Annotated in this window: 25 protein-coding genes and 3 pseudogenes; 12 read left to right on the top strand and 16 right to left on the bottom strand. The window is 69.8% G+C overall.

The genetic code is table 11. The annotated features are described in order from the left end of the window. Positions 1-12: 12 nt before the first annotated feature. Positions 13-390: a hypothetical protein gene (locus tag G3I78_RS07800; protein WP_239157647.1), complete on the bottom strand. Its 378-nt coding sequence runs from the start codon at positions 388-390 to the stop codon at positions 13-15. Between G3I78_RS07800 and G3I78_RS07795 the strand changes: the two genes are divergently transcribed. Together G3I78_RS07795 and G3I78_RS07790 are read left to right on the top strand one after the other, a co-directional pair. Continuing rightward, positions 380-787, top strand: a complete 408-nt coding sequence (locus G3I78_RS07795; RefSeq protein WP_239157646.1) for an ATP-binding cassette domain-containing protein — start codon at positions 380-382, stop codon at positions 785-787. The two genes, G3I78_RS07800 and G3I78_RS07795, sit on opposite strands and share 11 nt — an antisense overlap. A 154-nt stretch (positions 788-941) precedes the next feature. Beyond that, positions 942-1,964: a WD40 repeat domain-containing protein gene (locus tag G3I78_RS07790; protein WP_164422047.1), complete on the top strand. Its 1,023-nt coding sequence runs from the start codon at positions 942-944 to the stop codon at positions 1,962-1,964. Positions 1,965-2,063: 99 nt separating this feature from the next. On the opposite strand, the gene G3I78_RS07785 is transcribed toward G3I78_RS07790, so the two are convergent. From G3I78_RS07785 to G3I78_RS07760, 6 genes are all read right to left on the bottom strand, one after another. After that, complete coding sequence (locus tag G3I78_RS07785) at positions 2,064-3,707, bottom strand: carboxylesterase family protein (protein ID WP_164422046.1); 1,644 nt, start codon at positions 3,705-3,707, stop codon at positions 2,064-2,066. A 308-nt stretch (positions 3,708-4,015) separates the two neighbouring features. After that, positions 4,016-5,038 (bottom strand): macro domain-containing protein, encoded by a 1,023-nt coding sequence (locus tag G3I78_RS07780; RefSeq protein WP_164422045.1) that lies wholly within the window; start codon positions 5,036-5,038, stop codon positions 4,016-4,018. A gap of 25 nt (positions 5,039-5,063) precedes the next feature. Then, complete coding sequence (locus G3I78_RS07775) at positions 5,064-5,387, bottom strand: hypothetical protein (RefSeq protein ID WP_164422044.1); 324 nt, start codon at positions 5,385-5,387, stop codon at positions 5,064-5,066. 80 nt (positions 5,388-5,467) lie between these two features. After that, positions 5,468-6,229, bottom strand: a complete 762-nt coding sequence (locus tag G3I78_RS07770) for a nuclear transport factor 2 family protein (RefSeq protein WP_164422043.1) — start codon at positions 6,227-6,229, stop codon at positions 5,468-5,470. Positions 6,230-6,441: 212 nt separating this feature from the next. Continuing rightward, positions 6,442-7,335: an SDR family oxidoreductase gene (locus G3I78_RS07765; RefSeq protein ID WP_164422042.1), complete on the bottom strand. Its 894-nt coding sequence runs from the start codon at positions 7,333-7,335 to the stop codon at positions 6,442-6,444. 166 nt (positions 7,336-7,501) lie between these two features. Continuing rightward, the gene (locus tag G3I78_RS07760; protein ID WP_164422041.1) at positions 7,502-8,371 is read right to left on the bottom strand and encodes an NAD-dependent protein deacetylase of SIR2 family; all 870 of its coding nucleotides are present in this window, start codon (positions 8,369-8,371) and stop codon (positions 7,502-7,504) included. Between the two features lie 157 nt (positions 8,372-8,528). Here G3I78_RS07760 and G3I78_RS07755 point away from each other — a divergent pair, with 157 nt between their 5' ends. The 7 genes from G3I78_RS07755 (at position 8,529) to G3I78_RS07725 (ending at position 15,023) form a co-directional block, all read left to right on the top strand. Further along, on the top strand, positions 8,529-9,458 hold the full coding sequence (locus tag G3I78_RS07755; RefSeq protein WP_203614468.1) for an AraC family transcriptional regulator: 930 nt from the start codon (positions 8,529-8,531) through the stop codon (positions 9,456-9,458). A 162-nt stretch (positions 9,459-9,620) separates the two neighbouring features. Further along, positions 9,621-10,127, top strand: coding sequence for a SigE family RNA polymerase sigma factor (locus G3I78_RS07750; RefSeq protein WP_164422040.1), 507 nt, complete (start codon positions 9,621-9,623; stop codon positions 10,125-10,127). A gap of 11 nt (positions 10,128-10,138) precedes the next feature. After that, a complete protein-coding gene (locus G3I78_RS07745) occupies positions 10,139-10,663 on the top strand; it encodes a hypothetical protein (protein WP_164422039.1) in 525 nt (174 codons plus the stop codon). Between the two features lie 165 nt (positions 10,664-10,828). Further along, positions 10,829-12,067, top strand: a complete 1,239-nt coding sequence (locus tag G3I78_RS07740) for a glycosyltransferase (protein WP_164422038.1) — start codon at positions 10,829-10,831, stop codon at positions 12,065-12,067. A gap of 77 nt (positions 12,068-12,144) precedes the next feature. Continuing rightward, positions 12,145-13,323 carry a glycosyltransferase family 39 protein gene (locus G3I78_RS07735; RefSeq protein WP_203614691.1) on the top strand — a complete coding sequence of 393 codons (1,179 nt, stop codon included), beginning with the start codon at positions 12,145-12,147 and terminating at the stop codon, positions 13,321-13,323. A gap of 118 nt (positions 13,324-13,441) precedes the next feature. Continuing rightward, positions 13,442-14,281, top strand: a complete 840-nt coding sequence (locus G3I78_RS07730; protein WP_164422037.1) for an RNA polymerase sigma factor SigF — start codon at positions 13,442-13,444, stop codon at positions 14,279-14,281. 139 nt (positions 14,282-14,420) lie between these two features. Beyond that, positions 14,421-15,023, top strand: coding sequence for a PASTA domain-containing protein (locus tag G3I78_RS07725; protein WP_164422036.1), 603 nt, complete (start codon positions 14,421-14,423; stop codon positions 15,021-15,023). Between the two features lie 34 nt (positions 15,024-15,057). On the opposite strand, the gene G3I78_RS07720 is transcribed toward G3I78_RS07725, so the two are convergent. From G3I78_RS07720 to G3I78_RS51760, 5 genes and pseudogenes are all read right to left on the bottom strand, one after another. Continuing rightward, on the bottom strand, positions 15,058-15,714 hold the full coding sequence (locus tag G3I78_RS07720; RefSeq protein WP_164422140.1) for a PD40 domain-containing protein: 657 nt from the start codon (positions 15,712-15,714) through the stop codon (positions 15,058-15,060). Between the two features lie 93 nt (positions 15,715-15,807). Further along, positions 15,808-15,959: pseudogene (locus G3I78_RS53135) on the bottom strand (endonuclease/exonuclease/phosphatase family protein); the annotation flags it as partial. A 287-nt stretch (positions 15,960-16,246) separates the two neighbouring features. Next, a complete protein-coding gene (locus tag G3I78_RS07715; protein WP_164422035.1) occupies positions 16,247-17,473 on the bottom strand; it encodes a metallophosphoesterase in 1,227 nt (408 codons plus the stop codon). A gap of 148 nt (positions 17,474-17,621) precedes the next feature. Next, on the bottom strand, positions 17,622-18,839 hold the full coding sequence (locus G3I78_RS07710; RefSeq protein WP_164422034.1) for a PucR family transcriptional regulator: 1,218 nt from the start codon (positions 18,837-18,839) through the stop codon (positions 17,622-17,624). Between the two features lie 228 nt (positions 18,840-19,067). Further along, positions 19,068-19,196, bottom strand: a pseudogene (locus G3I78_RS51760) (ABC transporter ATP-binding protein); the annotation flags it as partial. On the opposite strand from G3I78_RS51760, the pseudogene G3I78_RS51755 reads away from it, so the two are divergent. Further along, positions 19,194-19,316, top strand: a pseudogene (locus tag G3I78_RS51755) (DNA-binding response regulator); the annotation flags it as partial. The pseudogenes G3I78_RS51760 and G3I78_RS51755 overlap by 3 nt on opposite strands. Positions 19,317-19,402: 86 nt before the next feature. Here G3I78_RS51755 and G3I78_RS07695 read toward each other — a convergent pair. The 4 genes from G3I78_RS07695 to G3I78_RS07680 all read right to left on the bottom strand — a co-directional run bounded on the left by G3I78_RS07695 (position 19,403) and on the right by G3I78_RS07680 (position 23,479). After that, entirely contained in the window at positions 19,403-20,338 is a 936-nt protein-coding gene (locus G3I78_RS07695; RefSeq protein ID WP_164422033.1) for an NADP-dependent oxidoreductase, read from the bottom strand. A gap of 89 nt (positions 20,339-20,427) precedes the next feature. After that, positions 20,428-22,014: a Na+/H+ antiporter gene (locus tag G3I78_RS07690; protein ID WP_164422032.1), complete on the bottom strand. Its 1,587-nt coding sequence runs from the start codon at positions 22,012-22,014 to the stop codon at positions 20,428-20,430. A gap of 42 nt (positions 22,015-22,056) precedes the next feature. Continuing rightward, on the bottom strand, positions 22,057-22,431 hold the full coding sequence (locus tag G3I78_RS07685) for a DUF2255 family protein (protein WP_164422031.1): 375 nt from the start codon (positions 22,429-22,431) through the stop codon (positions 22,057-22,059). A 31-nt stretch (positions 22,432-22,462) separates the two neighbouring features. After that, a complete protein-coding gene (locus G3I78_RS07680) occupies positions 22,463-23,479 on the bottom strand; it encodes a zinc-dependent alcohol dehydrogenase family protein (protein WP_164422030.1) in 1,017 nt (338 codons plus the stop codon). 160 nt (positions 23,480-23,639) lie between these two features. Between G3I78_RS07680 and G3I78_RS07675 the strand changes: the two genes are divergently transcribed. Together G3I78_RS07675 and G3I78_RS07670 are read left to right on the top strand one after the other, a co-directional pair. Further along, complete coding sequence (locus G3I78_RS07675) at positions 23,640-24,497, top strand: helix-turn-helix transcriptional regulator (protein WP_164422029.1); 858 nt, start codon at positions 23,640-23,642, stop codon at positions 24,495-24,497. Positions 24,498-24,695: 198 nt separating this feature from the next. Beyond that, positions 24,696-25,085, top strand: a complete 390-nt coding sequence (locus G3I78_RS07670; RefSeq protein WP_164422028.1) for a nuclear transport factor 2 family protein — start codon at positions 24,696-24,698, stop codon at positions 25,083-25,085. Positions 25,086-25,092 lie beyond the last annotated feature (7 nt).

Below are 25,092 nucleotides of genomic sequence, written 5' to 3'. Positions count from 1 at the left end.
CCGCCAAGGGTGTTACAGAGCAGCCGCCGCGCTGTGGAGGTTCTTCGCGGCCAGGGCGAGCCCCTCCGTCCGGGAGTAGGCGGCGTCCTCGTGCTCGATGTTGACCGCCATGCCGGGGTCGACCTCCGCGAGGGCCCGCAGGAACTCGGTCCAGAACGGGACCTCGCTGCCCGCCCCGACGGCGACGAACTTCCAGGCCGGGTTCTCGGGCCAGGAGTTGCACCAGAAGCCGTAGCCCGTGGGCACCTTGCCGTCCGCGTCGGCGGGCACACGGGCGAAGGAGGTGTCGAGGACACCGCGGATGTCGGCGCCCCGGCAGAGCGTCGCGTCCTTCGCCGCCGCGTGGAGGACCAGCGGGCCCAGCCACTTGATGGACGCGATGACGTCCATGCCCTGCCGCATCAGGTGGGAGGGGTCCAACCGCCTGGTGGGCAGCCTCTCCGGCGGCGAGCGCCAGGCCCTGGCCATCGCCCGCGCGGTCTGCTTCGGCGCCAACGTCCTCATCCTGGACGCGCCTACGGCCGCCCTCGGCGTCAAGGAGGCCGCGCACGTCCTGCGGATCGTCATGCAGGCCCGCGCCAAGGGCGTCGCGGTCATCCTGGTCACCCACAACGTCCGGCACGCGATGATGGTCGGCGAGCACTTCGCCGTCCTGATCCGCGGACAGAAGGCCGACGACTTCTGCAAGGGCGAGCGCACCCGTGAGGAGGTCACCGACCTCATGGCGGGCGGCGAGGCCATGGCCGACCTCGAGACTGAACTCGCCCAACTCCAGCTGGACGCCTGACCGTTCGGCGCGCGGGCTGACGGGTCCGCGCGCCGACGCGTCTCGCGAGGGGGGGCGTGACCGAGTGCTTCAGTCAGCCGGGGAGCGGCTTCGTGCCGCGTCGGACGACTGGGGCAGCCTCGGCCACAGGAACGGCAGCTCTATCATCTCGCTCATGTCCGGTAGTCCGCGTACTGATGTGCCTTCCCGACTCCGTTTCACCCTGACCGGCCACGAACACGGAGTCTGGTCGCTGGCCACCGCCGTGGTGGACGGTCGGCCCGTCGCTGTCACCGGCGGCCAGGACGAGACGGTCCGCATCTGGGACCTTGGCGACGGCCTACCGGTGGGTGGACCCCTGGTGGGCCACAACGGCTTGATCCGCGACGGCGAAGTGTGGTCGGTGGCGACAGCGGTGGTCGACGGTCGTCCCGTCGCCCTGTCCGGCGGCGGCAGCAACCTCCTCCAGATGTGGGACCTGGCCACCGGCCGGCATATCGGTGAGCCACTGGATCAAGGCACCGTCGGCGTGTGCGCGGCGGCGACGACTGTGGTGGACGGGCGCCCCGTTGCCGTCACGGGGCACGCCGATGGCGCCGTACGGCTGTGGGACCTGGCCGGCCGGGAACAGCTCGGCGAGCCCCTGGCAGGTCACACCGACGGGGTGGAGGCAGTGGCCGCAGCCGTGGTGGCCGGCCGGCCCGTCGCTGTCACCGGCGGCAACGACAAGACCGTACGCGTATGGGATTTGACCGACCGGACGCAGATCGGTGAGCCGCTGGCAGGTCACACCGGCGAGGTACGCGCCGCGGCGACAGCCGTGGTCGGTGGTCGTGCCGTCGCCGTCACCGGGGACCTTGACGGGACGGTACGAGTGTGGGACCTGGCCACCGGTCAGCCCGCGGCCGAGACACTGGACGTGCACTCCGAGGTGGGCGCGGTGACGACAGCGGTGGTGGGAAGCCGTCTTATTGCCCTGGTGGGCAGTGGGGATGGGGCGGTACGGATGTGGGACCTGCTTGCGGGACGGCTGATCGGTGAACTGGAAGGTCACAAGGGCATGGTCTGGGGAGTGGCTACGGCGGTGGTGGATGGCCGGCCCGTCGCCGTCACCGGCGGCAACGACAAGACGGTACGCGTATGGGATGTGACCGGGCTCGTGGTGCCCGTCACGGTCGAACACGGTCCTGTCACCTGACCGGCAACAGGACGCCGAAGTACGCCTGCGGCGCCCTGGCCCTTCGCATCGGTGCTCGCCCTCATGCCCCGAAGAACACGGCTGTGCGGCTCTGCGAGTTCAGGCTCGGCTGCGGTTCTCCCAGAACAGTCTCTCGTTCCTGTCCGGATCATTGACGATCCGGCACCTGGCGTCGAGCCACATCGTGGCGCGGTCAGGCAGGGTGTAGGCGGGCCAGCTGGGCACACCGGCCGCCGTGGGGCGGCTCGTGTGGGCGAAGGCGGCCCACAGTTCGCTCATGTGCCGTGCGGTTGCCAGCCGTTGCGGTGACTGGTCCGAGTTGAGGATGGAGCCGGGGTCCTTGTCGGTGTTGGCGAACTTCAGGGGGATGTCCGACGCGTGGGGCGAGCCGATGGGGAAGTCGGTGCCGGGCACCAAGGTCGGGCTCGGGTAGGCGAGTTGATACATGAACACGGGCGCGGCGTGCTGCGCGCGTTTGGCCTCCGCGATTTTGATCGCGTCGCGCCAGATGGGTGAGGTGGTGATCGCGAAGTAGAGCTGGGCGGGCGTCGCACCGGGCCGCGAGGCATGGAAGGTGCGGATGATCTCGTCGAGTTCGGCGCCCTGGTAGGTGCTGCTGAGCCTGGAGCGCAGTCCGGCCTCGTCGATGTTGAAGATGTCGGGCGGCCCGAAGAGGCTGAAGAACACCGTCTCGTCGCGGCAAGTGCCGCACATCAGCGGCTTGTTCGCGGAGAAGGGCGCGGCGCCGTCGGCGAAGGGGTGTCGTGGGATGACGGTGCCGTCGACGAAGGCGCCGAAGCCGGGGAGGGGGCCGGGGTCGCCCCAGGGCGGGGCGCCGTTGGCGGCCTCGGACTGCTGGATCTCCAGGAGCCTTGCCGCCGGGATGTCGTGGAGCCGGGGAATGTCCGCCGTGGTCAGTCCCAGTAACTCCAGCGTGCGTCTGGCCCGGGCGGTGGCACCGTCGCGGGTGGGGAAGCGCAGCGGTGCGGCGCTCTCGATCGAGGCCTTGCGGAACAGCGGCACGGCGGCCGGCATCGTGTACACGGCCGCGGTCTTGGCGCCGCCGCCGCTCTCGCCCCAGACCATGACGTTGTCGGGGTCGCCGCCGAAGTTCTCGATGTTCTCCCGGGTCCAGCGCAGCGCGGCCAGGATGTCCAGCATCCCCTGGTTGGCCGCGTAGTCGCCGTCGGTGAGATCGCCCAGGAAGAGGTAACCCAGCAGGCCCAGCCGGTGGTTGGACTCGACCACGACGACGTCGTAGAGCCGCGCCAGGTGGGTGCCGTCCTGTCCGGTGGCGGAGCCGGAACCGATCATGTAGCCGCCGCCGTGGTTGTAGAACATCACGGGCCGCCGCCGGCGATCGGCGCCGGGAGTCCAGATGTTGAGGTAGAGGCAGTCCTCGGAAGGCTCGGGCATCCGGCCGTTGCCGCCCGGCCCCATCTCTGCGCCCGGCACCTGGAACGCCGGGCTGGGAAAGCTCACCGTGTCGCGTACGCCGGTCCATCTCGTGAGCGGTTTCGGGGCCCTGAACCGGAGTTCACCCAGCGGCGGCGTTGCGTACGGCACGCCGAGGAACTTGGCGATGCCGTCCTCCCGCTTCCCGCGCACCCTGCCGTAACGGGTCGACGCCACGACCGTGCGCCCAGCGGGCCCCGCGTGCGCCGTGGACGGCATGCCCATCGCGGCGATCATGGACAGCGAACTGCCGATCACCGCCCTGCGGTTCATCTCCGAGCCCACCATCAGACCTCCTCCTTCGCAGAGCACAGCGCACTGCGCTCCGGATGGTTCCGCGAACACGTTCTGGAACGTTTCAATTCGTCGCCGTAGCCTGCCGAACGACCTCACCTGAAGCTGGACTTGCTGATTCGCGGCTCTTCCCGCGATGGCGGAGACGGCTGTTCTCCGAGTGCGAGACAGGGAGTAACGAAGCGCGAGGGAACGGCTGTTGTGTACGAGTCTCCTCGCCCCGGGGGGCTCGGGAGAGGGGTGTGCGAAATGTTGGCCGGTTTCGAATTGGGTTCCACGGGGGCTTTCGGGCTTGCGTCGGGTCAGGCGGGGGCGTCCACGCCGAGGGCGTTCCGGTAGGCCCGTTCGTCGGCGTCTTCGGAGACCGTGAACACCACGCGGTCGAACCGTCCGGGATGTGCAGCGATCCAGTCGGCGACGGTGCGCAGTGCGACCGATGCGGCTTCCTCCTTGGGGTAGCCGAAGACGCCGGTGCTGATCGCGCAGAAGGCGAGGGTGCGGATGTCCTCCACCTCGGCGGCCAGGTCCAGGCAGGCCCGGTACGAGGAGGCGAGCGCCTGGGCGTCGGTCGAGTGGGGGCGGCCGTGGATGAGAGGGCCGACGGTGTGCAGGACGTAACGGGCAGGCAGGTGGTAGCCCCGGGTGATCTTGGCCGCTCCGGTGGGTTCAGTCGCTCCTCGCGCCGAGATGATCGTGTGGCAGTCGTCGCGCAGGCGAGATCCGGCGGCGTTGTGCAGCGCGTTGTCGATGCACGGGTGCAGCGGGCGGAAGCAGCCGAGGAGTTGACTGTTGGCGGCGTTGACCACGGCGTCGGCGGCCAGCGTGGTGATGTCTCCCCGCCACAGCACTGCCTCGGCCGGGGACCGGAAGGCCGTTCCGTGGAACTCCTCTTCCATCGTGGGCAGTTCAAGTGCCGAGACGGCGGGGCGTAGCTGCCGCTCCCCGCCGAGGAGCGCGTCCAGGTCCCGGTCGGCTCCCTCCGGCAGCGGACCGGGATCACGTACGGTCAGCAGGGCCCGCAGGAGGCGACGGGCCGTGGCGGCGTCGGCGGAGGTGCCGGCGGGGGCGTCGGCGGGGGCGCCGGTATCGGCGAGGTGCCTCAGTGAGTCGGACCGCAGTCCGAGCCGGGATACGGCCGGATCGGTGCTGAGCAGGCGCAGCGCTGAGCGGACGTGGGCGTCCAGTTGGGCGGCTGTGGCCGGGGGCGCCGTCGGGAGGAAGGGCTCGTCGAGGGCGACGGCCGACCGGTAGGCGGTCAGGGGCAGCGCGGAGAGCTGTGTCTCCGCCCCGGAGAAGGCGTCGGACTCGGCGCGGATCGGGGTCATCAGAGGCTCCGGTGGGGCGGGTCGATCACATCTCTTCGAGTGTGCCGGCGTGCAGTTCGCCGATTCGGCCCTCGGGGGTGTCGTAGGTCCAGAAGGCGTGCACCGTAAGGGTGTTGAGGTTCATCGCGTGGGTGACGGTCATGCCGGACTTCTCCACCCAGCCGAGCAGGAAGACGCCAGGGGTGACTTCGGCCGCGTCCAGCGTGACGTCCTCGCTCGCGCCGGTGCCGGGGCCGGCGACGGTCTCGTAGTGCAGCGTGGTGCCGTCGGGGTTGTAGGTGTTGTGGAAGACGACGCCGTTGTCGACGCTGAACTTGTACGTCTTTCCCGCGTAGGTGAGGTGGCTCATGGCTCTGCGCTCCGTGTACGGGGTCGGCGATCCGCGGAAGGTGTGCCTGGGACGGTGTGCGGGTGCGGTGTGCGGGCCGGTCAGAACAGGCCGTTGCCGTGCGGCAGTTCGGCCGGGATGGGTGCGATGACGTCCCAGTGCTCGACGATCCTGCCGTTCTCGACACGGAACAGGTCGTAGTAGGCGACGGGGACGCCGAACTCGCCCTCGGACTGCGTCAGGACGAACTCGCCCTCGGCGATGACCCGGTGGACCTTCTTGTAGACGAGGTTCTTGCCCTGCTCGGCCCACTTGGCCGCGGCCGCGCCGAAGCCGTCGAGTCCGTCGGCGGCGTCGGTGTTGTGCTGGTGATAGGTCTCGGTGGAGATGTAGTCGGTGAGGACCGAGTAGTCGGCGCCGACGAGCACCTTCTCGGCGAACTCGGCCACCAGGGCGCGGTTGGCGTCGGTCCTGTCGGTCTCGGTGACCTCGGCGGGGCCGTCGGTCTGGGAGCGGCCCGAGAGGGTGTCCTTGACCTGCGGGGTCAGGGCGTCCCAGTGCTCGGCCAGCTTGCCCTCGGCGTCCACGCGGAAGACGTCGAACCCGACGAGCGGGTCAGGACCGAAGCCGTGGTAGGTGCCGTGCAGGGCGACGAGGTCGCCGTCGGAGATGACCCGGGCACCTTCGTAACGGAAGTCCTCGCCCAGGCCGGCGACGAGACCGCGCAGGGCCTCGGGCCCGTCGGCGGCGAGTGCGCTGTGCTGCCTGTAGTCCGCGGCCACCCAGCGGTCCACGGCGGAGGGGTCCTTGTCGCCGAACAACTCGGTGGCGGCCTGAAGGACGGCGTTCTTCACGTGGTTCATGGCTGACTTCCTTGCTTGGGGGCCTGGCCGGGGCGGACCGGTGGTCCAGCGGCGATGTGTTCAAACTATGTCTGCGACGGTCCATGGATCGGCAGGAATGGCGACTCCTGATGGTCAAAAAGCGACACGCTTCTCTTGTTCGGGGTGCCGAGGGTCCCGAGGGCTTCCAGGGGTCTGGTCGGCCGCTCGTCGTACGGGAACCGCTCCGCCGGTCATCCCCTTCTGGCGCGGACGACCTCGGCGAGGGATGTGGCGGGGTGGCCGGTGAGGCGCGGTACGGCGTCGCTGACGCCGTCGAGTTCGCCGGAGGCGATGGCCGTATAGGTGGACACCCAGGCGTCCAGCTGCCACGGCGGTGCGCCGTAGGAGGAGCGGGAGGCATAGGCCTCCTCCACCGTCTCCTGTTGGTAGGTGACGGGGCGTCCGAGCTGCTCGGACAGGATCACGGCCGCTTCGTCCAGCGTCAGTGACTCGGGCCCGGTCAGGTCGTAGGTGAGGCCCGCGTGGTCGTCGGGCCGGGACAGCACCGCGGCAGCGGCGTCGGCGATGTCGTCCTGGCCGACGAACGCGGCGCTCCCGAGCCCGGCCGGGCCGCGGATGGCGCCGTCCTCGCCGACGAGGTCGGGGACGAACTCCGCGTAGAGGTTGTCCCGGAGGAAGGTGTGGGCCAGGCCGCCGGCGCGGATGTGCTGCTCGGTGTGGAAGTGGTCGCGCGCCAGGGTGAAGGTGGCGTCGGGTGCGGCGCCGTAGAAGGAGAGGTACACCAGGTGCCGGACACCCGCCTCCGCGACGGCGTCGACGAACGCCTTGTGCTGGGCGAGTCGGTCGGCGCTCTCGGAGGCGGAGACCATGAAGACGGTGCGGATGCCGGCGAGGGCCTCCCGTACGGCGTCCCGGTCCGCGTACTCGGCTCGTACCGCCACCGAGCCGGGCAGCCGTGGAGCGCGTGCCGGGTCGCGGGCCAGGAGTTTCTGCGGGACGCCCCGCTCGGCCAGTCGCCGGGCGACGCGCCCGCCGAGCCGGCCGGTGGAGCCGGTGACGGCGATGGCGGGAACGGATGCGTCGGGTACCTCGGGTACCTCGGGTACCTCGGAAATCTGGGACATGTGGGGGTTCTCTTCCTGTCGTGGCTTCTCGTCGTGCGGTTGCTTCTCGTCTGTTTCCCGTCCTGCGCGGGCTTCGCATCCTGCGGTGGCGGATGGCCCGCCGCCACCCGCTGCCCGCCGCCCGCCGCCCGCCGCCCGCCGCTCGCCGCTCGCCGCCCGCCGGAGGTCAGGGATCGAGCCCGTCGAGGAGCCGGTCCGCCCCGAGAGGAACGGACAGTGCTCGTTCGCCGAGGTCCGAGGGGACGCCGGGATGGCCGGGGTTGATCCGGACGAGGCGGGCCCGAGGGGTCCGGCGCACGAGGTGCTCCATGGGGTGGCGAATCACGCCGGGAGTATTGAATCCGGCCCCGATTTCCAGCACGAGCAGGGCGCTGTCCGTGGGCGCGTCGTCGAGCCACCGCACCAGCCGCCGCCCCGCGGGCAGATAGGAGTCGTCGACGAACTCCGGACCGACACGGACGTTGGGGAAGACGTCGGCGCCGCAGCGGGGGCAGCACGGCAGGGCCCGAGGGTCGCTCACCCGGCCGGTGTCACGGTCGTACGCGGCGAGGATCGTGTCGAGGAACGGCCTGCTGGGCCAGGTGTCCCGCGAGCAGGGCACCGTGCACTGGAGGCGGCCGTAGTCGCCCTGAGGTGTGAAGATCCGGTCCGTCTCGAAGCCGTTGCGGGCGAAGAGGGCGTCGACGTTGGAGGTCATCACCCAGTGGTCGCGGTCGCCCACCAGCTCCCTCAACTCGCGGTAGAGGGGGCTGGGTTCGGGGTCGTAGCGGATGTCGTCGATGTGGACGGCCCAGTAGCCCCACATCATGTCCGGCGGCAGGGGAACGCCGAGCAGGTAGCGCGAACGCAGGCCGAGGCGGTGCAGCGCCGGGAACAGTTCCCGGAAGCGTTCGGTGTCGCCGTAGTCGTAGCCGGCAGCCGCGCTCAGACCCGCGCCGGCCGCGATCAGGATCCGGTCGGCCTCTTCGGCCCAGGCGCGGATCGTCTCGCGTCGAGGTGCCGTCGGCGCGGGAGTGTTGTTCGTGGTGCTCACCATGCGCGGGTCCTTCCGGTGCCGCGGACAGCCGGTGCGTGTACTCGTCCAGGCTGTGGTCGGTTCCTCGACGACCTCCGCCAGGGAGATGTTCTGTTTCCGCAGCGGCACGACCAACGTACGAAGAGCGCGCAGGGAAAGCCGGATAAACTTCCGACTGATGATGGCCAAAAACCGACACGGCTCCGCGCGCGAGATCCCCGAGGTCGCGTTCGCCGCGCCCGCGGGCACTCCGGCCGGTGTGGAGGTCATGTCGTTGGCGGAGCTGCGGCGGCGGGTCGCCGAGCAGACCCTCGCCCGGCCCCAGCGCCCGGACTTCCATCATCTGCTCGCGCTCACCGCGGGTGGCCTCCGGCATGTCGTCGACTTCACCGGCTACGCCCTGCGGCCCGGCTCGTGGCTGTGGGTGCGCCCGGGGCAGGTGCACCAGTGGGGTGACCTCGCCGAGGCCGAGGGCACTCTGATCCTCTTCCGGGAGGACGTGCTGGACCCCGCCACGGCGACGGCCGCCCGGGTCGACGATCCGCACGCACCGGTCGTCATCACCCCCTGCGACGCCGACGCCGAGGCCGTGACCATGGCCGCGGAACACCTGAGCCGCGAGTTCCGGGCGCTCGGCCAACTCCCTCTCGAGATGCACAGGGCGGCCCTGCGGCACCTCCTGGCCGTCCTCCTGCTGCGCCTGGCCCATCTGACCGTCCCGGCCGGCGGCCCCGCTCCGGAGCCGGACGAGACCTACCTGCGCTTCCGGGACGCGGTCGAACGGCATTTCACCGCCACCCGACGGGTGGAGGACTACGCCCACATGCTCGGCTACTCGGGACGCACCCTCGCCCGCGCGACCCTGGCGGGCGCCGGGCTCAGCGCGAAGGAGTTCATCGACCGCCGGGTCGTGCTGGAGGCGAAGCGGCTGCTGGCGCACGGCGACGAGACCGCCGCCCAGATCTCGGACCGCCTCGGCTTCGTCACGCCCTCCCAGTTCAGCAAGTACTTCGTGCAACGCGCGGGCCGGTCCCCGATCGACTTCCGCAACGGCATCCGGGGACGCGCCGAGGGACTCACGCCGTCGACGGCCCTCGGCCAGGGGTGACGCCGGCGCGCGGAGGCGACTGCCGTACGTCTCCGCAGCCGCAGCCGCAGCCGCCGTCGGCCCCTCGGAGTGATCCACATCACTGCCGGCAGGTGCATCGGGAGAGGTGGTCCACAGCCTTTTCCTAGGTGTAGGCAACTGGTGGGAGCGGAGTCAGTGGGGATGGATCAGGGTCGGTCCGGTGAGTTCGACGCGTTTGTGGCGGCACGCTGGTCGGCGCTGCTCCATCTCGCGCGTCTGCTCGTCGGAGGCGACCGGCACCGGGCCGAGGACCTGGTGCAGGAGTCGCTGGTCAAGCTCTGGTTCGTGTGGCCCAAGGTCGCTCAGGACGCACCGGAGGCGTACGTCCGCAAGGTGATGGTGCGCGCGGCGGCCCGTGCCGGACAGCGGCGGTGGTGGGGCGAACGCCCCGTCGACCAGCTGCCCGAGGTGGCGGAGTTCGGGGACGTGTCCGCGGACGTGGCCGAGCGTTCCCGGCTGGAGGCCGCGCTCGCCCAACTGCCGTCCCGGCAGCGGGTGGCAGTGGTGCTGCGCTACTACCAGGACCTTCCCGAGGGCCAGGTGGCGGAGGTGCTCGGATGCCCGGTCGGCACCGCTCGCTCCCACGCCTCGCGGGGAGTGGCGCGGCTGCGCCGGATCCTGGCCGAAGCGATCGAGACCGCACTGTGAAGGAGGACACCATGGATCAGTTCGAGCGGCAGCTCTCGCAGATGCTGCACGCCACCCACGAGACCGCCTCCTTCGAACCGCGCCATCAGGACCGTCTCCACGCAGGGATCCGTGCGCACCACCGTGTCCGGATCGTACGGCGAGCCGTCGGCTCCGCCGCGCTCGTGGCCGCCGTGGGCCTCGGGCTCGGGCTGATGTACATGCTGCCCGGCAGTACGACCCGGGTCGAGCCCGCCCAGTCACCCCGGCCGCCCTCGACGAGCCTGACCGGCTCCCCCTGGAGTTCGCCTTCGCCGGGCCAGACCCCGAGCGCGCCCTACTCGCCCACCACGGCCACTCCCGGTTACGGCGCAGGCGGTGCGTCCTCGTCGTCGGGCCCGCCCCCGAGCGAGACCTCCACGCCCTCGTCGGCGACTCCCGGTCCCGGGGCTTCCAGCGCGACCGACCCGCCTGACATGGCCGGGAGCCCGAACACCTCGTCTCCGCCCGCAGGGGGGAGCACAAGCGCCACCACGACCAACTCGGCCAGTCCGTAGGCGCCGGCCATGGCGGCCAGGCATTCGGTGCCGACAGCCGACAGCTGACAGCCGACCGCTGACCGCCGACCGACAACGACCGCAAGACATCTCTCACTCCTGAGTGCACCGCCGCCGCGAGTGCCTTCGGTATGCCCCGCGCCAGAGTGCAAAAAGGGACAAGACATGAAAAACGTAAGGTCACTCAAGCCGAAGGAACCTGAGCCCCGGGAGCCGGGTGGTCTGCCGAGACGCGAGCCGGTGACCGCGCGGTACTCGGACCCCGTCGTGGACGTGGTCGTCCCGGTGTTCAACGAGGAGAAGGACCTGGAACCGAGCGTGCGGCGTCTCCACGCTCATCTGAGGGAGACCTTTCCGTACCCCTTCCGCATCACCGTCGCCGACAACGCCAGCACGGACCGCACCCCGCAGATCGCCGCCCGACTGGCGGCCGAACTGCCCGAGATGGAGTGGATGCGACTGCTTGAGAAAGGGCGTGGCCGGGCGCTGCACGCCGCGTGGTCGCACTCCCCGGCCCCGGTGCTCGCGTACGTCGACGTGGACCTGTCCACGGAACTCGCGGCGCTGCTGCCGCTCGTCGCTCCACTGATCTCCGGGCACTCCGACATCGCCATCGGCACTCGGCTGGCCGCGAGTTCCCGTGTGGTCCGCGGGCCCAAACGGGAGATCACCTCCCGCTGCTACAACGCCCTCCTGCGCTCGACCCTGGCCGTCGGGTTCTCCGACGCCCAGTGCGGGTTCAAGGCCGTCCGCCGCGATGTGGCGGACCAGCTGCTGCCGCTGGTCCAGGACACCGGCTGGTTCTTCGACACCGAACTCCTGGTGATCGCCGAGCGCGCCGGACTGCGCATCCACGAGGTGCCGGTCGATTGGGTGGACGACCCCGACAGCCGGGTCGACATCCTGCCCACGGCGCTGGCCGACCTGCGCGGCATCGCCAGGGTCGGGGGAGCGCTCGCTCGCGGGACTCTGCCACCGGCCGGGCTGCGCCGAGGTGACAGCGGCGCGACGCCGGGCGGCTCGTTCACACAACTCGTGCGCTTCGCCGCCGTAGGAGCGGTGAGCACGCTCGGACACCTGCTGCTGTACATGGCCCTGCGCCCGGTGACCGGAGCGCAGGCGGCCAACGCGCTCGCCCTGCTGGTCTGCGCCATGGCCAACACCGCCGCGAACAGACGCCTGACCTTCGGGTTCCGGGGCCGGGGCGGTGCGCTGCGGCACCAGGGCAGGGGACTGGTGGTCTTCCTGATCGGGCTGGCCCTCACCAGCGGAGCACTCGCGGGCCTGCACCAGGCGATGCCCTCGGCCGCGCACCACACCGAACTCGCCGTACTTGTCGTCGCCAACCTGGTCGCGACCCTGCTGCGCTTCCTGCTCTTGCGACTGTGGGTGTTCCGCGCGTGACCTCGACCGTGACGAGCTCGTGGAACGCGAGACTTTCGGAGCCGCCCGCCGCCCAAGGCTCGGACCGGTGGCGGCCGTTGCGCCGTGCCGCCGGGCGAGTGGGTCCCGTGCTGGCCCTGTACGGCACGTTGAAGCTCATCGGCTTCGCCGGCTTCATGTTCCTGCTCCACCTCGCCGGGGACTACCGCAGGAAGAACCCGCGCTTCGGCGGCGGCGAGCACCCGTGGGACGTCCTGACGTCCTGGGACGGCTGGTGGTACCAGAAGATCGCCGCGCACGGATACGACCCCGCGCTGGTCCCGGTCCCCGGAGCCACCGGCCAGATCAGGCTGGAGGGGAACTCGGCGGCGTTCTTCCCCCTCTACCCGGCACTCATCCGGCTGGTCTCCGAGGTCACCGGCCTCGGTCTGTACGGCGCCGGCCTGACGGTCTCCGTCATCGCCTCGTTCGTCGCGGCACTGGGCATCTACGCCGTCACCGAATGCCTCGCCGGGCGGCGGGCCGGGCTCGCCGCGGCCGGACTGTGGGCCGTGTGGCCCGGTTCCGGCGTGGAGTGGGCGGTCTACTCGGACTCGCTCTACGTGGCTCTCGCCGCCTGGACCTGTCATGCCGTCATGCGGCGCAACTGGCTGAGCGCGGGGCTCCTCGCCTTCCTCGCCGGGCTCAACCGGCCGACCGCGGCGGCACTGATCGCGGCCGTCGCCGTGGCGGCGCTGCTCGCACTTCGTCGGCGCCGGGACGGCGTCCTGCGTCCGGTGGCCGCCATGGCCGTGGCACCGCTCGGACTGCTCGGCTACCTCGGCTGGGTGGGGCATCGCATGGGGGACTACGGCGGCTACTTCAAGCTCCAGTCCGGCGCCTGGGCCCATGAGTGGGACTACGGCCGTCAGACCCTCGACGTGCTCACCTCCGTCCCGGTCGGCCACGCCGACTACCACGTTCCGTTCCCGTTCGCGGACATGATCGGGGTCGGGGTCGTCCTGCTGGCCTTCGCGTTGCTGCCGTTGCTCGTCAGGCTGCGGCCGCCGGCCGTACTGACCGTGTACACCGTGCTCACGATCGTCCTCGTCCTGGGCAGCCAGCAGATCTTCAGCAACGTCTCCCGCTATCTGCTCCCGCTGTTCCCCCTCTTCGTCCCGCTCGCCGTCGCGCTGCGCCGCCTGAGCCGCGCCCACTTGTGCACGCTGCTCGGCATGGCGGCCGTGGCCTCCGGCTCGTACGCGGGATACGCCCTCTTCGAACTCGGCGTCCCATAGCCGACGGACGCGAAATCCGACCGGGTCATGTGCATGCGGAACCCGAGCCGGGGTAAGCGGACGATCGTCGGCCGGTGGGCCGGCTGACGTGAAGCCGGAAAAGTGGGAGGGGCACATCATGGCGACGACGGTGCGGACCGCCGGACAGACGGTGGGCATGCCGGAGATCACCGACCCGTCCCAGGTAGCTCCCAAGGACGCACGGGAGTTGTCGAAGCTGTTCTTCAAGCAGCTCGCGGTGCTGGAGGAAGGGACGCCCGAGTACCAGTACGCGCGCAACACGCTGATCGAGATGAACATCTCCCTGGTCCGCTACGCGGCCGGCCGGTTCCGCAGCCGTGGCCGGGAGGAGATGGAGGACATCGTCCAGGTCGGCATGATCGGCCTCATCAAGGCGATCGACCGGTTCGAGCTGTCCCGCGAGGTGGAGTTCACCTCCTTCTCCGTCCCCTACATAGTCGGCGAGATCAAGCGCTTCTTCCGCGACACCTCCTGGGCCGTGCACGTTCCGCGCCGGCTCCAGGAGGCCCGCGTCCAACTCGCCCGCGCGGACGAGGAGTTGAGCAGCCGGCTCGGCCGTACGCCGACCACCCGCGAGCTGTCCGAACTCATGAGCCTGCCCGAAGAGGAGGTCGTCGAGGCGCGACTGGCCTCCAACGGCTACACGTCGGCCTCTCTGGACGCGGCGATCGGCGGCAGCGAGGACGGCGAGACCGCGCTCGCGGACTTCATCGGCAACCCCGACCCGGCACTCGGCCTGGTCGAGGACATGCACGCCCTGGCCCCTCTGATCGCCGAACTCGACGAACGCGACCGGAAGATCATCCACTGGCGCTTCGTCGAGGAACTCACCCAGGCGCAGATCGCGGAACACCTCGGCGTCTCCCAAATGCATGTCTCGCGCCTGATCACCCGTCTGTTGGGGCGGTTGCGGGAAGGGATGCTCAGCACGCACTGAGGCCGGTTGCCGAGGGGGCCGGGATTGACTACGCCACCAACGGAAGAATTGCGGCCCGCATCATGCGGCGTTACATTTACGCGTAGATCAAGTCAAGATCTCGGGGAAATGGAGATTTCGGTCATCCCTGGGAGTCGCCATGACGTTCTCCAGGTTTTCCTCGTTCGTGTGGGATGCCACTGCACCGGCTTCGGACGCCCCGGCGAAGATGGACAGCAAAGGTACCGACGGCCTTCCGTGGGCGTTTTTTGTTCTGCTGGCCGTCGTGGTGCTCGCTGCCGTATTCGCCAAGATCTATCAGATGATCGCGCGAAAACGGAACCCCGAGAAGATCAACAAGGCGATCGATGGTGGGATCGTTCGTGCTGCATTGGCATTGGTCTCTATCAGCGCCCTGATCTTCCTGACGTTCCTCTCTCTATACACCGGGGTAGATGCCGACGAAGAACTGAAGACAGCCGTGATCGCCATTACCGCGGCGGTCACGGCTTTCTATTTCTCGTCAAAGAGCTCTGACTCGGCCCGCAGGGACATCATCCAGGCCGTCATGAAGGACCACCCGTCCGCGCCGGACATCAGAGGTCTCACGGGCACGCAGGCGAAGAAGGTTCTGAGCGGGGTGAACTTGCGACTTCACCTGGCCGAAGGGGTGAAGGAATCGCAGATGATAATCGATCAAGATCCCGCTCCCGGGGCCCTTGTGGCGGAGGGGAAGATCACGGTTACCAAGGCCCGAGAATAGAATCGTTCTGCACGCCTGCTACCGATCTCTCTTCTTATGAAGAGGTGCCGAGGCGGGCGGTGCCGTCCAGGCTGCTGATGGCGACCATGTTGCCGTCGGGGCTGAAGGCCACGGAGATGGCCCCGCTGCCAGCCTTTCCGGCCGCGGAACTGCGATGGGTGGCCACGTCCCAGAGCGTCACGGACGGCCCGCCGCAGGTGATCGCCAGCGTCTTGCTGTCCGGGCTGAACACCACCGAATGGACGTAGCTGTCACAGTCGGTGACCGTGGTGAAGGGGCGGCCGTCGGGCAGGCTCCACAGACGGACGGTCTTGTCGGCGCTGCCGCTGGCGAGGATCCTGCCGCCACGGCTGAACAGCACCGAGGTGACGGGAACGAGCGGTGCTGCCTTGGGCGAGTCGGTGTCATCGGCGTTGCTGTACAGGACGATCGCCGTCGTGACACCACTTGTGGAGGCTACGGCGCCGAGTCCGGCCAAGAGGATCGTGCGGCGCCGTAGGCCTTGTCCCGCCGAGGCCGACGGGTCGGGCGGGGCGTCGACGCGGACCACCGTCGTTGGCGAGCCGCTGCATCTCCTCGTGGACCCGGACGCGGGCGGTGTGGTTGCCGATCCGGCACAGGTGGGCAGGTCCGTCCAGGGCGGCACGCCGATCGGGCTGCCGATCGCGTTCAACAGATGGGTCGGCAGCATCCAGTTGATGTTTCTGGCGATGGCGGTGAATGCCTCAACGTCGTCCTGCGGCCCACTCCTTCAACAAGAGCTGAGCTTTCGGCTGCCGCGAGGTCACAGCATCAGTCGTGCCGCGACCGGCAGGTGGTCGCTGTCGGTCGTGGGCAGTGTCCATGACGCGCCGGGGTCACGCTGCGGACGAGGATGTGGTCGATCCTCGCAACGGGGAACCACGAGGGCCAGGTGAAGCCGAACCCGGCGCCCGCCTCCGTCTGGGCCGATCGCGTGTGAGAGGTCACGGAAGACAGCTCCCGGTCGTCGAGAGTGCCGTTGAAGTCGCCTACGAGGACGGTGCGGCGCAGTGGTTCGGCGCGCAGGGCGGTGGCGAGACAGCGTGCGGAGGCGTCGCGCGCGGCGCTGGTGAAGCCCGAGACAACGGTGACGCGGACCGAGAGCAGGTGGGCGACGTAGACGGCGACCGGTCCCTCGGGCGTGTGGACGACGGCGCGAGGTGACCTTCGGTGATGTCCAGTAAGGGACGTGGTCGATCCGCTCAGTGCTGTCCCGACGCGGACGGGTGCGGCGAGCGGAGCACGAGCAGGGTGATCTCGCTGGGGGCGAAGACGCGGAACGGCGGTCCCCAGAAGCCGGTGCCGCGGCTGGTGTAGAGGAGGGTGCGGGAGCCGTGGTGGCTGAGGCCGGCGAGGGTGGGCTGGTCGATGCGGACCAGGTGGTGGAAGGGCCAGATCTGACCGCCGTGGGTATGGCCGGAGAGCTGGAGGTCGATGCCGGCGGCTGCCGCCCGGTCGACGAACTTGGGCTGGTGCGCCAGGAGCAGAACGGGCAGGTCGGGGTCGGCGCCGTCCAAGGCCCCGGCGAGGTGGGCGCGGTGGCCGGCCAGGCCGGAGGACTCGGCGGTGACGTCGTCCACGCCGGCGACCACGAGGGTGTCGCCACCGCGTTCGAGCAGCAGATGGCGGTTGCGCAGCGGCTCCCAGCCCAGCTCGTCCATCAGGTCGACCCAGCCCTGGGCCTCGCTGTAGTACTCGTGGTTGCCGGTGACGTACACCCGGGCGCGGGTGGCCCGCACGGTGCCGAGCGGGGCGGCCTGGGCGCGGCGGCGTTCGGCCGTGCCGTCCGCGATGTCGCCGGTGTGGCAGACCAGGTCGGCCTCCAGCGTGTTCACCGTCTCGCACACCCTCGCCGACCAGCGGGCGCGATCGAGCGGACCGTAGTGCGTGTCGGTGATGAGGGCGACGCGGGTCCCGTCCAGCCCGGCACCCAGCCGCGGGAGTCGGACATCGAGTCGGCGTACGCGCGGCACACGGCGGGCCTCGGCGTACCCCCAGGCGAGCAGTACGGCGGTTACGCCGAGGACGGCCCAGGTGACGATTCGGGCGCGGTCCTGACTCTCGCCGATGCCGGCCACGGTCAGGGCGAGCCGCAACAGGACGCCGAGCAGAACCGACCAGGTGAACAGCACCCAGCTGGCGCCCAGCAGGGTGTCACCGATGATCGCCGCCCGGTCCTGCTGGCGTCGGCCGTGGCCGCGTGCCATCGCGAACGGCATACCGACGAGACCGAGGGCGAACAGGGCGGTACCGACCAGAGTGACGGCCAGTGGCCAGTGCTGGCCGCCGTACAGGAGCACCCAGCAGGGCACAGTCCACAGCAGAACGGGGGCGATCAGGGGGATGAAGCGCATGAGGAGGCGCAGTGGGCTCTGCCGTGGTGCTCGCGTCTCACCCTCGCTGTGCCGGGTGTCGCTGGTGTCGGTCACGCCTCTCCTCCCTGGCCGGGCTGCCGTCTCGCGCACTGTATCCGGTCGTCCTCGGGCCGCCCGGACCGGCGTTTCACGGTTCGGCCCCGAGAGGGCGAAGGCGGGCGGAGACCGCTACGCGACAAGGGACCGGAGATCGACTCGGGTCTCACCGACTGGACGATTCCGGTTCACGAAGTGATTCGGCGCGCAGGGCGAGGATGAGTTCGAGGCGGGTGTCCGGGTCGTCCAGCGCGTCACCGAAGAGCGGCTTGAGCTGGCGCAGGCGGTAGCGGACCGTTTGCGGGTGGAGGTGGAGACGGTTGGCGACGTCAGGCACGTTGCTGCCGCTGAGCAGCCACGCCAGCAAGGTCTCGGCGTGCCGGGCGCGCTGTCCTTCCGGGACTGTGTCCAGCGGAGCGAGCACATGCGACCGCAGTTCGTCGAGCAGCGGCTCGTCGCTGTGCAGCAGGAGCGTCGACAGGTGGTCCACGCAGCGCACGACTCCCTGCCGGGGCAGAATCCCCCGGCCCATCAGCCCGAGCGCGCGGGTGGCCCACAGCAAGGACCGTGACGCCTGTGTCAGGGACACCGTGGGACCGATCGCGGCCGGGCGGTCGCGCAGGGCCAGGGTGAAGGTCCGCCCCGTGAAGTGGCTCTGGTCGTGCGGATCCGGAACCAGCATGCGGGGTGGCCGGGACTCCATGTCCACGAGGACGTCGGAGGTGGTCAAGGGCCACGTCTCCTCTCGGATGCCAGGCGACGACGCGAGTGCGACCACCGCGACCTGCCGGGGGACCGGCCAGCGTGCGGCGTGCGCCAGATCGTGCACGGCTTCCGGTGACACCGGGCCCTCGCCCAGCAGCAGGCCGATCAGACGGCGTCGGCGTCGCTCCAACTCGTCGGAACCGCGCAGTTGCTCCTCGGCATATCCCCGGGCCGCCGCCTCCGCCACCTCGTGCGCGGTGCGCAACGCCAGCTCACCCAGCGCGGAGACAACCGCCGAGCCCAGCCCCAGGCCCTCCGCCGTGCGGTTCAGCCGACGCCAGGCCTGCATCCCTCCCACCCGCAGCGCGGACTGCAGACCGTCCAGGCTGCGGTCCTGCCTCGCCACCGCCCGCCCCAATTCGTGGTACATCGCCGGGGCGGCGTCACCCTGGCTCCGAGGGTCGGCGATCAGATCGACGAAGAGGGTCAGCGCCTCCACGGCGACGGATCGGAGTTTTCGAGTGGAGGGCCCGGCATACCCGGGCGAGTGCTCGATGATCGCCTGTACCACCTCGTCGGCAACCTCCTCGAGCTCGTTCCGCAGCGGTTCGGCCAGCGCGGGCGGTATCGAACTCGCTTCGGAGCGGCTGGGCGCACCATACGGAGTGGGGACTGCCATGGGGCATTTCCTTTCGGCCCGAGAAGAGTCAACACCTGAGTGTCGCCGGTAGATCGGCCCGGCGGCCTGACATTGGACCACCTGTCAGGGGAGCACTCGGGCTTCCGGTGCACCTTGCTCGACACGGCGAATCTCCCGCGATACGACGATCGGGGCGCGTAGAGGTGAAGCACGGCTCCGGTCACCGCAGCGCACCTGCTCCGCTGTGGCCGACGGTCGCCTACCGCGGAGTTCCGGCTGGAGCCGGCCGGACTGGAAGACGAAGCCGAACGCGGTGCGGCGCAGCTCGCTGCGGGCCGGTTCGCGGAGCTGGTCGATCCGTTCGCCGTCCAGGAGGACCTGCCTGGAGTCGGGCTGATGGTGTCCCTGTCCACCGTCAAGACACACTCGGCCAGCATCCGGCAGAAGACCGCCGCCCGTATCGGGGTCGAGATCGCCGCCTGGGCGGGCGAGACCGGGATGGTCCGGGAGCGATAGGCGCGGCTGCACAGCCGTTGGCCGCCGATGCACAGGGCCGGCTGATGGACGGTTCGCCCGTTGTAGGTCGCAGTTGCGGTACCGGTTCAGAAAGTGAGGACCACGCGCCCTCGCAGGCCACCCGCCTCCACCAACCGGTGTGCTTCGTCGGCCTGTTCGGCCGGCAGTGTCCGTGCCACGCGCAGGGTCAGCCGGCCTTCCTCCGCCAAGTGACGGAGCCGGTCGAGCTTGGCGTGTTCGCGTGCGTACTGCGGAACGAACGTGTGCTGGACGGTGATGCCACGCTCCTCGGGGACGTCGACACCGCCGACCGATGTCACCAACCGTCCGCCGTCGCGCACCGCGTGGAGGGCGAGGCCGGCGACCCCCGCCGTGTCGACGAGCCCGTCGATGCCGTCAGGCACCACCTTGCGCACCAGCTCAGGGAAGTCGCTCCCGCGCGGCAGCACGACGTCGGCGCCCAGGGCCCGCACCGACTGCTCGTCCTTCGGCGCCGCGTCGGCGATCACCCGGAACCCGTCCGCCTTGGCCAGTTGGACGACGTAACCGCCGACCGCACCGGCCGCTCCGGTGACGGCGATGGTGGCGCCGAGGCGGAGTTCGAGCAGGTCCAGCGCCATGCGGGCCGTCAGACCGTTCATCGGCAGGGTCGCGGCCTCCGTATGTGTCGTGCCCGCCGGGGCCCGGACCACCGACTCGGCGGGGACGACCAGGTGCTCCGCGTACGCGCCGTGCGTTCCGGACACGACCGCGACGGCCATGACCCGGTCGCCGACCCGGAGTTCGGTCTCCACCGCCTCACCCATCCGCTCGATCACGCCCGCCGCGTCCATACCCGGGACATAGGGCGGCTCGGCGTCGGAGACGAAGGCGATGCCCCGGCGGACCAGCGCGTCGACCGGGTTGACCGCAGCCGCGCACACCCGGATGCGTATCTCGCCCGGTCCGGGCTCGGGAACGGGAAGGTCCAGGGCACGCAGTACTTCGGGTCCGCCGAATTCGGTCAGGCCTATGGCTTTCATGGAAGGCAGCACTCCTGCTGATCTTGGGCGTACAAGGCGCAATGAGGTCGTACGCGGTAAACGGGATGGTGTGGTGCGGACCTGACCGGTCACTCCACGTTCGCGCCTCCGGCCAGGCGGATCTCCTCGCTGTCGAGGTCGGCCTGGAGGCGGCGCAGGACGGTGTCGTCGATGTGGCGTTCGTCGCGGAGCCGGACGACGGTGGCGCGTTTGTGGCCGATGAGGGCCAGCCGCAGGGCGACGTAGTCGCGGTGCTGGAGCAGGGCTGGAGCGTCCGCGTCGCCCGCGCTTCTGGCCCGTACGCTCGACAGGTGCGCCTCGTACTCCTGGCGCAGCCACTCGGCGATCTTCGGGTCGGCGCGCAGGTCGGCGGCCAGCCGCGGCATCGCCTTGATCGCCTCCTCGACGGCGGTGGTCTCGGCGAGGCCGTGTTCCTCGTCGACGGAGGTGTCGGGAGGCAGGTTCGCCCAGCGCACCGCCACCGGCAGAAGCAGCCCCTGGACCACCAGCGTCACGAGGATGACGCCCGAGGTGACGAAGACGATGAAGCTGCGATCGGGGAAGGGCTCGCCGGAGTCGAGGCTCTGCGGTACGGAGAGCACCATCGCGAGTGACACCGCGCCCCGGAAACCGGCCAGCCCGTTGACCACACGGCTACGGTGGCCGACCCGCAGCGTGCGCTGTCGGGGCCGGCGGTCGAGCGCGCGGACGAGGTAGGTGGAGGCGTACAGGAACGCGAAGCGTACGGCGATGAGCGCCACGCAGATGGCCCCGACAGCGATCAGCGCGTCCCGGAGGTCGGCACGGTCCAAGTCGCGGACGGCGTACTGGAGTTCCACTCCGACCAGGACGAACAGCGCGCCGTTGATGAGGAACGTGGCCAGCGGCCAGAACGCCAGTGCCTGGGTTCGGTGTTCGGCCCGGATGATGCGCGGGGCGACCTGGGACATGATCAGGCCGCTGACGACCACCGCGAGGACGCCGGAGGCCTCGATGAACTCCGCGAGCAGGTACGCGGTGAAGGGCGCCAGGATCATGACGAGGTTGCCCAGCAGGGGGTCGGACAGGCGGCGCCGCAGGTTCATGTTGACCCACGCGACCGCCACACCGACAGCGGCCCCGCCGCCGTAGGCGAGGAGGAACAGGCCGCCGACGTGCGGGAAGCCGAGATGTTCCGCGCCGACCGTGATGCCGACGGCCAGGCCGTAGACCACGAGGGCGGTGCCGTCGTTGACCAGGCTCTCCGCGCGCAGGATGGTGACCTGGCGGCGGGGCAGGGCGACGGCGAGGACGCCGACCGCGGTGGCGTCCGTGGGCGCCATGGCCGCGCCGAGCACCCAGGCGGGTCCCCAAGGCAGCCCGAGAGCGTGTCCGGTTGCCGCGACGGCCCAGGCGGTCAGGATGACGAGGACCGTGCTCAGTTGCAGGATGCCGCGCAGGTTGGTGCGGATCTCCCGCAGTGAGGTGGTCAGGCTCTCCCAGTACAGGAGTACCGGCAGGAAGAGCAACAACACGACTTCCGGTGGCAGTTGGGCCTGCCGTACCTGTGGGATGAAGCCCAGGAGCACACCGACGGTGAGCAGCACGACGGGTGGGGCGATGCCGAGCCGCTGGCCGACGGCGTTGCCCACCAGCACGGCCACGCCCAAGAGCACGACGAGTTCGAGACCGAGCAAGGTGTTTCTCCTGGAGGGAACCAAAGGGGGAGGCAGGTGGGTTCAGCCGGCGGGGACGAGCTTGAGCGTGGTGTCCCGTGCGGCCACCAGCGGGTCGACGTAACTCGCCCCGTACCGCCCGTACTTGGTGCGGTAGGCAGCGTCGATGCGGTCGTTGACGTCGGTGTCCGGGACCTCGGCGAAAATGACGTCCTTGGCCACGCCACCGCAGCGGATGCGGCCCGCAAGGCTTGACCGGGCCGCCCGGTACCAGGACCCGGCGCCGCCCCGGAAGGAGCGGACGTAGAGGTCGTCACCGTCGCGGACGACCCAGACGGGCAGGGGCTCGCGCGGTGTTCCGTTGCTGCGCAGCGGGGAGATCCGCAGCTCCTCGGCGCCTTCGATACGGGTCAGTTCGTCGTTGGTCCAGATGGTCATCAGGTACCTCCTTCGAAGGCGTGGTGCTCGGTCACGGCTTGAGGAGGGTTTTGATGGCGTGGCGTTCGTCCATGGCTTTGTAGCCTTCGGCGATCTGGTCGAGGGGGAGGGTGAGGTCGAAGACCTTGCCGGGGTTGATGCGGCCGGTCAGGACGCGGTCGATGAGGTCGGGCAGGTAGGCGCGGACCAGCGCGGGGCCGCCGCGCAGGCCGACGTGGGAGAAGAAGAGTTCCTGGCCGTCGACGGCGACGTCGTGGGGAACGCCGACGAAGCCGACGTTGCCGCCGGGCCGGGTGGAGGCGAGGGCCTGCTGCATGGACTCCTTGGTGCCCACGCACTCCAGCACGGACTCGGCGCCCACCCCGTCGGTGAGGTCCTTGATCCGGGCGATGCCCTCCGCGCCGCGCTCGGCGACGATGTCGGTGGCCCCGAACTCGACCGCGAGCTTCTGCCGCGACTCGTGCCGGGACATCGCGATGATGCGCTCGGCGCCGAGTTCCTTCGCGGCGATCACCCCGCACAGGCCGACCGCCCCGTCCCCGACCACCACCGCCGTCGAGCCCGGCCGGACCTCGGCGGCCTTCGCGGCCCACCAGCCGGTGCCCATCACGTCCGAGAGGGCCAGCAGGCTGGGCACGAACTCCTCGCCGGGCAGCTCGTCGGTGGCGACCAGGGTGCCGTGCGCGTTGGGGATCCGCACGTACTCGGCCTGGCAGGTCGACATGAACTCCCGGTGCACACAGTTGGACTGGTAGCCATTGAGGCAGTTGGGGCAGGTGTTGTCGGAGGTCGCGAAGGAGCCGATGACGAACTGGCCCGGCTTGACGTTCGTGACCCCGGCTCCGACCTCCTCCACGATCCCGACGTACTCATGCCCCATCGGGGTGGGCCCGGTGACCGGATCGGTGCCCCGAAACGCCCACAGGTCCGAACCGCACACACACGTGACCACCGTCCGGATCACCGCATCCGTCGGCGCGACAATCCGCGGGTCCTCCCGCTCCTCGAAACGGACATCACCCGGGCCGTACAACACAGCTCCACGCATACTCATTCTCCTACTTCAGGAATTCCATCGACGGCCGGATTTCTGGCCTGGTAATTCAGGCAGATGCCCTCATGAAGCAGAATTACAGTTCTGGCGGGCGGTATCCAGGGACAGAACTCTCCTACCCTGCCGACTTGCCGACGGTGCGAGACTCGGCAGCATGACCGACAGGGCACATCTCGACGAGCTGGGTGAATTCCTCAGGGCCCGCCGGGCCGAGCTCAGCCCGCGCATGGTCGGACTGCCCGACCCCGACGGGCGGCGGCGCGTGGCAGGGCTGCGCCGTGAGGAGGTGGCCGTGCTCGCTTCCATCAGCACCCGTCACTACACCCGCCTGGAGCAGGGCCGCATCGCCCCGTCTGGCTCCGTAGTGCGCGCTCTCGTCCGTGCTCTGCGGCTGAGCGATGACCAGCGGGACCACTTGTTCGGGCTGGTGGGGCATGAGGTCAACCCGCCGCGGCGACGGGCTGCGCAGAAGGTGCAGCCCCAGCTGCGCACGGTCCTGGACGACCTCACCGTCGCGCCCGCCATGATCCTGGGCAGGAACCTGGACGTCCTGGCGTGGAACCCGATGGCCACCGCCCTGTTCGGCATCGACTTCACGCAGATCCCCGAGCGGCGGCGCAACTACGTCCGCCAGCTCTTCACGGATCCGGGGATGAGGACGCTGTACGCGGACTGGGAGAACTCCGCCCGCAACGCCATCGCGCTGCTGCGGCGGTGTGCCGCGGCCTGCCCTGACGACCTGGGGCTCACCACCCTCGTGGGTGAGCTGTCGGTGCGGGACGAGCAGTTCTGCCGATGGTGGGGCGGGCGCCAGATCGCTCCCCGCACCAGTGGCAGCAAGGTGTTCCACCATCCGGTCGCCGGTGAACTCGTCCTCGACTGGGACGTCCTCAGCTGTGAGGCCGACCCGGAGCAGCGATTGGTCGTGTGGATCGCCGAGGCCCACTCGCGCTCGTACGAGGGCTTGCGCTTCCTCTCCTCATGGACAGGAAAAGAGCCGAGCGCGAATTAGTGGAGACGTCTGGATTCGGCAGGGATCTGGCAGGGACGAATCCTTCCTACCTTCTTGCCTGAATTCCGTGCGACGATTCCAGTGCGGTTTCCTCCGGGCCTTCCCTCTGGGTCTTACTCCGGGTCTTTCGTCCTGGCCTTTCCTCAGAGGCAGCGGCTTCCTTTCCGCGTAACTGTCAAATTCCCTAGGAGTACCCTCATGTCCGATTCCCCGAACGTCGCCCTCGCCCGTCGGCTCTACGACTCCGGCATGGCACCGGACGTGGTCGCCGAGGTCATCGACCCCGACATCGTCTGGGACATCACCCCCGGTTTCCCCTACGGCGGTGTCTACAAGACCTGGGCGAGTGCCGGTGGCGACTTCTTCGCCCGGCTCGCGCCCAACTTCTCTTCCTTCGGCGCGGTCGCCGAGGAGTTCTACGACGCCGGCGAGCACGTCTTCGTGCGCGGCGCCTACCACGCCGTGTCCAAGTCCGGTCAGGAGTCGGACGCGCGCTTCATCCACCTGTGGACGGTCGCCGGCGGCAAGCTCACCCACCTGATCCAGGCAGCCGACAGCCACGTCGTCCAGCAGGCCGCGGCCAACTGATCGCGCT

The organism is Streptomyces sp. SID13726 (assembly GCF_010548375.1).
In the GTDB taxonomy this organism is placed as follows: Bacteria; Actinomycetota; Actinomycetes; order Streptomycetales; family Streptomycetaceae; genus Streptomyces.
The sequence above is the reverse complement of the archived record's forward strand: the minus strand, read 5'-3'. Positions and strand labels throughout refer to the sequence as shown.

Coding starts and splice junctions, on each gene's coding strand:
- G3I78_RS07755 (WP_203614468.1), top strand. CDS start 8,529: ATGATGGCCAAAAACCGACACGGCTCCGCGCGCGAGATCCCCGAGGTC.
- G3I78_RS07685 (WP_164422031.1), bottom strand. CDS start 22,431: ATGACCATCTGGACCAACGACGAACTGACCCGTATCGAAGGCGCCGAG.
- G3I78_RS07795 (WP_239157646.1), top strand. CDS start 380: ATGACGTCCATGCCCTGCCGCATCAGGTGGGAGGGGTCCAACCGCCTG.
- G3I78_RS07725 (WP_164422036.1), top strand. CDS start 14,421: ATGACGTTCTCCAGGTTTTCCTCGTTCGTGTGGGATGCCACTGCACCG.
- G3I78_RS07740 (WP_164422038.1), top strand. CDS start 10,829: ATGAAAAACGTAAGGTCACTCAAGCCGAAGGAACCTGAGCCCCGGGAG.
- G3I78_RS07780 (WP_164422045.1), bottom strand. CDS start 5,038: ATGACCCCGATCCGCGCCGAGTCCGACGCCTTCTCCGGGGCGGAGACA.
- G3I78_RS07770 (WP_164422043.1), bottom strand. CDS start 6,229: ATGAACCACGTGAAGAACGCCGTCCTTCAGGCCGCCACCGAGTTGTTC.
- G3I78_RS07775 (WP_164422044.1), bottom strand. CDS start 5,387: ATGAGCCACCTCACCTACGCGGGAAAGACGTACAAGTTCAGCGTCGAC.
- G3I78_RS07695 (WP_164422033.1), bottom strand. CDS start 20,338: ATGAAAGCCATAGGCCTGACCGAATTCGGCGGACCCGAAGTACTGCGT.
- G3I78_RS07720 (WP_164422140.1), bottom strand. CDS start 15,714: ATGCTGCCGACCCATCTGTTGAACGCGATCGGCAGCCCGATCGGCGTG.
- G3I78_RS07790 (WP_164422047.1), top strand. CDS start 942: ATGTCCGGTAGTCCGCGTACTGATGTGCCTTCCCGACTCCGTTTCACC.
- G3I78_RS07730 (WP_164422037.1), top strand. CDS start 13,442: ATGGCGACGACGGTGCGGACCGCCGGACAGACGGTGGGCATGCCGGAG.
- G3I78_RS07680 (WP_164422030.1), bottom strand. CDS start 23,479: ATGCGTGGAGCTGTGTTGTACGGCCCGGGTGATGTCCGTTTCGAGGAG.
- G3I78_RS07785 (WP_164422046.1), bottom strand. CDS start 3,707: ATGGTGGGCTCGGAGATGAACCGCAGGGCGGTGATCGGCAGTTCGCTG.
- G3I78_RS07800 (WP_239157647.1), bottom strand. CDS start 390: ATGGACGTCATCGCGTCCATCAAGTGGCTGGGCCCGCTGGTCCTCCAC.
- G3I78_RS07750 (WP_164422040.1), top strand. CDS start 9,621: ATGGATCAGGGTCGGTCCGGTGAGTTCGACGCGTTTGTGGCGGCACGC.
- G3I78_RS07765 (WP_164422042.1), bottom strand. CDS start 7,335: ATGTCCCAGATTTCCGAGGTACCCGAGGTACCCGAGGTACCCGACGCA.
- G3I78_RS07710 (WP_164422034.1), bottom strand. CDS start 18,839: ATGGCAGTCCCCACTCCGTATGGTGCGCCCAGCCGCTCCGAAGCGAGT.
- G3I78_RS07745 (WP_164422039.1), top strand. CDS start 10,139: ATGGATCAGTTCGAGCGGCAGCTCTCGCAGATGCTGCACGCCACCCAC.
- G3I78_RS07670 (WP_164422028.1), top strand. CDS start 24,696: ATGTCCGATTCCCCGAACGTCGCCCTCGCCCGTCGGCTCTACGACTCC.
- G3I78_RS07675 (WP_164422029.1), top strand. CDS start 23,640: ATGACCGACAGGGCACATCTCGACGAGCTGGGTGAATTCCTCAGGGCC.
- G3I78_RS07760 (WP_164422041.1), bottom strand. CDS start 8,371: ATGGTGAGCACCACGAACAACACTCCCGCGCCGACGGCACCTCGACGC.